A 7206-nucleotide genomic window follows, 5' to 3' on the forward strand; every position below is an offset into this window, starting at 1 on the left:
ATGGAACCTTATGACAACCATGCTAACACAGGGGGGAAGTCTATTAACGCAAAATTGCTGATTAAGAGTCAAAGTGAGTGAATAGAAGGAGTCTATTGACGCAGAATTGCTGATTGGTTATGAAAGTGAGTGAATAGAAGGAGTCTATTGACGCAAAAATGCTGAGTAAGAGTCAAAGTGAGTGAATAGAAGCAGTCTATTGACGCAAAATTGCTGAGTAAGAGTCAAAGTGAGTGAATAGAAGCAGTCTATTGACGCAAAAATGCTGAGTAAGAGTCAAAGTGAGTGAATAGAAGCAGCCTATTGACGCAAAATTGCTGATTGGTTATGAAAGTGAGTGAATAGAAGCAGTCTATTGACGCAGAATTACTAGGTAGAAGAAGAAGTGAGTGAATAGATGTAGTCTATTCACTCAAAAATGCTGAACGAAAGTAAAAATGAGTGAATAGACACTCCATCTTCGCCCACATAGAAAAAGCCACCCTATAGCAGGGTGGCTTTGTAATTTTACTATATATCACTCAGTTGATACAGATGGGTCTGCTTGCAACTTTACTGGTACTACCATGAGGAAGTGCTTCGTTACATCCTCTAGAAGAAGCTGAATTTCTTTAGCCTCGTCTGCTTGATTTGAATCAACAAGTGCTTGAATATATTGGCTGAGAAGTTCTTTAACATCCTCAGAACCTTTTTCGTCTAGAGATACAATTTCAACCTTTGCACCTTTCGCGATGCGGCGCTTTAAGGCTTCTTCCGTTAATCCCATTTCTGGTTGATGTCTGAGGTAGACTACTCCACCAGTCATACCAGCACATGCCCAAGGGCCTGGGTCTCCAAGAACAAGACCGCGACCATTAGTCATATATTCAAAGGCAAATCCTTTAATACTTGCATACGTTCCGAGGTTTCCATCAAGATCCTTTGGAAGCGGCTCACTCAGACGTTGACCAACAACAATATCTGCACCAGAAAGACGAATTCCAGCACGAGAGTCGGCACATCCTTGAACCATAAAGGTTCCTTTTTGGGCTCCATATCCAAATCCTTTTCCGACAGAACCATTGACATATTGTCCATTAGCTCCTGGAGATTTCATGATTTGGATTAAGCCACCAAAGGCTGTTTTACCAACACCGTCTTGACCACCACCAGTGATTCGGGCATTAATGCCTTCTGTTAGATAAGCACCAAAACCATTACCAACAATCGAGCCGTTGCGGTAGTTTAGTTCTACTGGATCTAAGTTTTGATAAGATCCGTCTAAACGGCCACGAACTCGATGACAAGAGACACGGCTAGCTAAGTTCCGCTGTTCACTAGTAACGGCCGAGAATTCGCGAGATTCAAGTAGTACATCTTGGTTACTATCTAAATATTCAGCACCAACAGCCATAGCCAAGCGCTGCTCAAAACGTTCTTCTTCTACTTTGTAGGCTTCAAGCTCTGTTACTTCAAGCTTTTCAAGTAGTGGGCTAAGATCCATAACGTCAGTTCCAGCTGTTTGCTCGAGTAGATCAGAGCGCCCTACAAGGTCTTGGGTGCGTTTAAATCCTAGCATGCCAGTTAGACGCTTAAGTTCTTCTCCAAAAGCAGTATATAGGTTCGTTAGCCCCTGAACAGAAGGCTCATATTGACGTGGAACGAAACGACGCAGACCATGCTCTTTTGCTTGTACTTCACTATCGATTTGTGTGGCAATACCCACATGACAGGTGTCTAAGTGACAACCACGGCATGCTGTGCAGCCAACAGCAATCATGGAAAGTGTTCCGAAACCAACTCGGTTTGCTCCAAGCAGCATCACTTTTAAAACATCTAATGGACTCTTCAAACCGCCATCAGTCCAAATTTCAACTTTATGACGAAGTCCAGCTTCGATAAGGGCATTGTGTGCAGCTTTTACCCCAATTTCAACTGGTAAACCTACATGCTGTAGGGCATGGATACGCGCAGCACCAGTACCACCATCAAATCCACTTAACGTGATAAAGTCAGCGCCCGCTTTCGCGATACCAACAGCGATCGTTCCGATATTAGGAACAATAGGAACCTTAACAGTAACTTTGGCTTTATCGTTTGCAGTTTTAAGCTCGGAAATCATTTGAGCTAAATCCTCGATAGAGTAAATATCATGGTTATTAGAAGGTGAAATTAGATCTGAACCAATGGTTGCATTACGAGCCTCAGCAATTTTAGCTGTGACCTTAGAACCAGGTAAGTGACCACCTTCCCCAGGCTTCGCACCCTGACCAATTTTAATTTCTAATAGATTTGAAGAGTTTAATAACTCAGCATTTACACCAAAACGTCCTGAGGCTATTTGTTGTCCTCTTGTGTTTGGATATTTTCCTAACATATCCTTGATTTCTCCACCTTCACCGTTGAAGGAAATCATATTTAATCGATCGGCGGCTTCAGCATAGCTTCGGAAAGCAGTTTCGTTTTGGGAACCAAAGGACATAGACGAGATTATAAATGGCAGACTATGATCATTTACACTAACATCCACATCTTTAGCCTCATACTTTTGACTGGATTCCTTAAGCGAGGCTAGATGACGAATACTTAGTGGGTTTTTGGCTTCAATTTCATCTAATTTGTCACGGAAATCATCAAAACTTCCGCCGCGTGCGATGTCCCCAATCGATTTCCATACACGAGGTAAGATGTGGAAGCTCTTACCTGGACGTACTTTTTCATCTTTAAAATCTTCGCGTCTAGCAATAGCATCCTGTTTCATATCTTCATAGTTAAACTTTAAATCTTTTGATCCTAAGAAGTTCGTAATTCGTAACAGATCTGCAAAGGAATCGTGCAACCCAATAGCAGAGAATAGACGGGAATACCCTCGTAATTCGTGAATTCCGATAGTTGAGATAACTTTTTCAAGTCCTTTATTTAGTGCACTGAACAGATTTTTAGTTGGTGTGAGTTCATCCTCAGAAACTGTTGCAAACATGAGATAAGGATTTACCGCATCGGCACCTAGTCCAAAAATGGTTACGATATCGTGTAATGAGCGAAGAGCTGCTGAACGAATCATAAGAGATACAGAACGACGCTTATGTTGCTCTACAAGATGCTTATCAATAGCTGATACCACCAAATGTGGGTCCAACCATAAATTGTCTTCTTGATGTGATTGTTGGTCATCTAATAGAACGATGTCGATATTCTCTTCATCGATTGCTTTTTCTACTTCTATAGCTAAACGTTGGATAGCCTCTTCAAAATTTTCATCTTCTTTAGCAGTAATGGAAACTTGTTTAGCTGAACCATTTTGCTCAAATAGAGTAATGATTTCTTCATAGGATGGATGTTTTTCTGCCTCTGAAAATATTTTCCCATGAGAACCTTCCATTAAAATAGGTGATTGAATTTCTATAGTGTATGGAAGCTCTTCCTTCGTAAATAGGGAAGGGCGTTTTCCTAATACGGTCCTTGTAGAAAAATGCTCGGCCTCACGATCACGGTCAATGGCAGGATTCGTAACAACGGCCACGCTTTCCTTTAAGAAATTCGCAATATTTTTTCTATCTGGATGAAGAGCGGCTAAAGGTACGTCATGCCCTAAAGAACGAATCGGTTCAGCCCCTTTTTCAGCCATTTGTTCTAGTAATTGAATATCTTCACGATCCCAACCAAATGCAGCATACCAACCATTATGCACATTTTTTATTGTTGGTTTTGCAAAAGAATCTTTTGCTTGAGATGGTTTGATTCGATGACGAAATCCTTCAAAGGATAGTTTTTGAGACATACGCTTGTATACCTCTTCTTGGTAAGCAAAGTGATCATATACTTTTAACTTACCTTCAGCATCCCATTTCACTCCTACCTTCTCACCAGGTGATAGTGGCTTAGGGTCAGCCACATATTGAGAGTTTGGTAGAATACCAGGCTCTGAAGAGAATAGATAAGCGTTTTCTGTTTCTAGTTGCCATAACGGACGTAGTCCAAGGGCATCTAAACTGAAGGCTGCTTCATCTCCATAACGAGAGATAATTCCAGCAGGTCCTTGAGCAAAATGTCCCCAAGCTTCACGAATGTACGCATATAAATCCTGAAGATGCTCGGGATAACGACGTAATTCATTCATAATTGGTGGGAACATCATGTCTAATACTTCAAATAAAGAGTATCCATGACGTTTAATAAATGTTTCGATGGTACGGTTTAAATCCTGAGAGTCACTTCCACCTACAGTTAACGGAACACCAAGCATTTCTGCTTCATCGCGCAATTTTGCGATCGTATTGATTTCTCCGTTATGTCCTAAAACACTAAATGGTTGTACACGGAAAAAGTTAGACAATGTATTGGTTGAGTAACGATTATGTCCAAGGGTCATACTTGAAGCTACCTTTGGATGAGAGAGATCTTGGTAATATAGTGGTAGCTGATCTCCTGCACCCATAAGCTTGTAAACCACATGGAACGTGGACAATGAGGCTACGTGTACATCCTCATCTTTTTCAGATTCAATAAGCAGGTCGAAAAGTTCAGCTTCTACCTGATCAGTTTTCAGTGCTTTCAGTGCGAACTGCCAAAATACAGGTTCTTCCTTTTTACCCATTGGTCCTAAAGCTTCGGTATTAGTGACTTCCGTTGTTTCAAAAACAAATTCAAAGTCGTTATCTTCAAAAAGCTTCCTCAGAGCATTCATCTTCTCCTCAACATCAGGTTGCTTCTTAATAAAATAATGTCCAACTACAAACCCTTCTTCATCAACTAGAGATGGATCAATCTGGGCTTGTTTTAACTTTTCTTTCCAAAGTTCACGAGGGATATCCATGTGGATGCCGACTCCATCACCTTCCTGGTTAATAAAACCTGCACGGTGGTTCATCGTACATAAACTTTTAATGACTTTGTCGATATTTTCTTTAGTAGGAACGTTTTCTTTTTGAATACAAGAAACAATACCACAAGCATCGTGCTCGGCGTTTTTAAAGTCCTTAAACTCAGCGGGGGTCCATTTTTGTGTCATTTTGTTGGCCAATTGGCCGTCACCTCCTATAAATATTCATAATAACTTCGCCATTTCGTTGGGAGAAGTTTGCCTTAGAAAAAGAAGGGCTTTCGCATTTGCAAAAGCCATGTCCCAGTATGGGAGGATGTTTGCACTAAGGTGCAATGGAAAGGGAAAAAACAAGAAGAACGTTACTCCATATTTTGTTATAATTTTCAGAATACTATTTTCTATTTTAACAGAGGATTAATAATAAATCAATAAGTTTATGCAATGAAATGAATGGATAAAGGGAATGGAGCTTATTGAAGGGGGGGCAGAGAGTACTATAATGTCAAAGAAAACGGTTACAAAAAAGTGAATACCCACTTAAGTGAAGTGTATATTAAGAGGGTATTTTGAATAATTATTCACTGTAAGTGACCTGGTATTAGCCCTTAATCGTAGAGAATGCTTGGTCTACTGCTTGTATAGTTGTATAGATATCTTCTTCGGTGTGTGAAATAGTTAAGAACCAAGCCTCATATTTTGAAGGGGCCAAATTTATACCTTGACGAAGCATAGCATTAAAGAATTTACCAAACATTTCACCATCTGAGTCATTCGCTTGATCATAATTTTCGACCTTTTGATCGGTAAAATAGACAGTGAGAGCACCTTTTAGGCGGTTCACTGTAATGGTTACTCCGTTTTTCTCAGCCTTTTCTAGGATTCCTTCTTCAAGGATGCCTCCTAATCGATCCAATTCTTCGTATAGACCTTTTTCTTGAAGAGTCTCTAAACAAGCAATGCCAGCTGATATGGATGCTGGGTTTCCCGCCATTGTTCCTGCTTGATAAGCTGGGCCAAGTGGTGCCACTTGCTCCATGATATCGATTCGACCACCGTACGCACCAATTGGGAGGCCGCCACCTATAATTTTTCCAAGAGCGGTCATGTCAGGCTCAACTCCATAAATTTGTTGAGCACTTCCATAGGTAAAGCGGAATGCCGTAATAACCTCATCATAAATCACTAAAGCTCCTGCCTCATGTGTAAGATCATTGATCTGTTGGAGGAAACCAGGATTTGGCTCCACGATCCCAAAGTTTCCTACAATTGGTTCCACAAGGACAGCCGCAACATCATCTCCCCAGTGATGAAGTGCCTCTTTAAAGGAATCGACGTCATTGAAAGGAACGGTGATCACTTCTTGAGCAGTTGAAGGCAATATCCCAGCAGAATCCGGTGTTCCTAAGGTAGAAGGGCCTGATCCTGCTGCTACGAGGACCTGATCAAAATGTCCATGATAGCAACCGGCGAACTTGATGATTTTTTTTCGATTTGTATAGGCGCGTGCCACTCGAACGGTGGTCATCACAGCCTCGGTCCCTGAATTTGTAAAACGAACTTTTTCCATCGAAGGTATGGCATCCTTCAACATTTTCGCAAACTTATTTTCTAGGACTGTTGGTGTTCCGTAGAGTGTCCCGTTATAGGCCGCTTTAGTGATGGCCTCTGCAATATGTGGATGAGCATGTCCTGTGATAATCGGTCCGTATGCAGCTAGGTAATCGATATATTTATTGCCATCCACATCCCAAAAATAAGCCCCTTGTGCTTTTTCCATAAATACCGGTGTGCCACCGCCAACCGCTTTATACGATCTAGAAGGTGAATTTACTCCACCTACAATATGCTGTAAAGCTTCCTTATAAAATTCCTCTGACTTCATAAAATCCATCAATCTAACCCTCCAACTTATTTATTCTCGCTCTTTTTCTCCAGCCACTGAAAAATAACTGCGAATACTGCGGTAATCCCAAGCACAATCACTAGATTTAGAAGGATATTATCAGGTATGTATGTTCCAAAAACAAATACCTCTAATAGAATAACAGTGATTATTAGTATCGTCCAAAAAGGCACTTTGTATTTTTGCATGTGGTTCCTCTCCTTTTAATTAATGTGTTTTATGTGAGGACGCGCGGATTTCAGATTGGCGTGCGCCATTTTGAATATGACGCGCAAATCCAGGGCAGACGTGCGCCTTCCTGAATGACGCACACCGGCTCGGAAAAGACGCACGGATTCTGGGTCGACGCACGCGACCATAGAATGGACGCGCGAATCTAACAAAGTGACGCGCGCCGGGTCGGAAAAGACGCACGGATTCTGGGTCGACGCACGCGACCATAGAATGGACGCGCGAATCTGTCAAAACGACGCGCGCCGAGCCGGGAAAGACGCACGGA

3 protein-coding genes are annotated in these 7206 nt (G+C 41.6%); all 3 read right to left on the bottom strand.

The window, feature by feature from the left end; genetic code table 11:
• Positions 1-517: 517 nt before the first annotated feature.
• Positions 518-4990: a glutamate synthase-related protein gene (locus RZN25_17540; GenBank protein MEQ6378612.1), complete on the bottom strand. Its 4473-nt coding sequence runs from the start codon at positions 4988-4990 to the stop codon at positions 518-520.
• A gap of 412 nt (positions 4991-5402) precedes the next feature.
• Positions 5403-6695: a glutamate-1-semialdehyde 2,1-aminomutase gene (locus RZN25_17545; GenBank protein MEQ6378613.1), complete on the bottom strand. Its 1293-nt coding sequence runs from the start codon at positions 6693-6695 to the stop codon at positions 5403-5405.
• A 17-nt stretch (positions 6696-6712) separates the two neighbouring features.
• Positions 6713-6895, bottom strand: coding sequence for a hypothetical protein (locus RZN25_17550; GenBank protein ID MEQ6378614.1), 183 nt, complete (start codon positions 6893-6895; stop codon positions 6713-6715).
• Positions 6896-7206 lie beyond the last annotated feature (311 nt).

It is taken from the genome of Bacillaceae bacterium S4-13-56, assembly GCA_040191315.1.
Lineage (GTDB): Bacteria > Bacillota > Bacilli > Bacillales > JAWJLM01 > JAWJLM01.